Annotated in this window: 1 protein-coding gene; it reads right to left on the bottom strand. The window is 40.6% G+C overall.

The window, feature by feature from the left end:
* Positions 1 to 5 precede the first annotated feature (5 nt).
* Positions 6 to 667 (bottom strand): hypothetical protein (locus ADIWIN_RS20470; RefSeq protein WP_040756309.1); only part of this gene is annotated, 662 nt, incomplete at its 5' end.

Genomic DNA, 667 nt, shown 5'->3' on the forward strand with positions numbered 1-667 from the left:
CTTGTCTAACCTGATGGGTTTGTCAGTTCGATTGAAAAGCTCAATGAATTCTGCATTGGGCAAGATTGGGTTGGAAGGTGCTTTTCCTTTGCGTTGGGATCAGGCATGAGCTCATTGATAACGATTGCTCCTTTTGGCGTTGGCTGGTTAAAGTCAAAAGTAAAAGTCCAGTCTTTGTATGTCTCGTCCGAGGACAAGCTTTTTATTTGTTCAAAAGTAAGCTTGTAAGTGTTGTTATAGAGGTAATCGTCAAATTTCAGGAGTACCTGATTGTCTTTTACCTGAGAAATTTGTTTGGCTTGGCCATAACTATTGTCCAGCCTTACAATTTTTGAAATCAGGGATACAGGTTGGTTGAATTCCAATAATAAGGAACTGTCTAGGTCTGTGTTTAAAAGCTTTGCAGTTAGGGATTCAATTTGTTCTACTGCGTCCGATAAGCTAAAGTCATCCAAAAATAATCTGGCTGCACTACCAGTGCCTTCTCCATAGATTGCCTCCAACTTAAACGTTATTGCCTGCCTGTTGCTGAGTGAATCAGGCAGGGGGAGGCTGTAAAGCTGATAGCCTGTATCTTCATTTGGAAAGCTATTTTCTGTGCCTATTTGGAAGGGATCACTAAATGAATTTCCTTCATCTGTAGAAAAAGATAGTGTTAAGGCAACCG

This window comes from Winogradskyella psychrotolerans RS-3 (genome assembly GCF_000427335.1).
Classification (GTDB): Bacteria; Bacteroidota; Bacteroidia; order Flavobacteriales; family Flavobacteriaceae; genus Winogradskyella; species Winogradskyella psychrotolerans.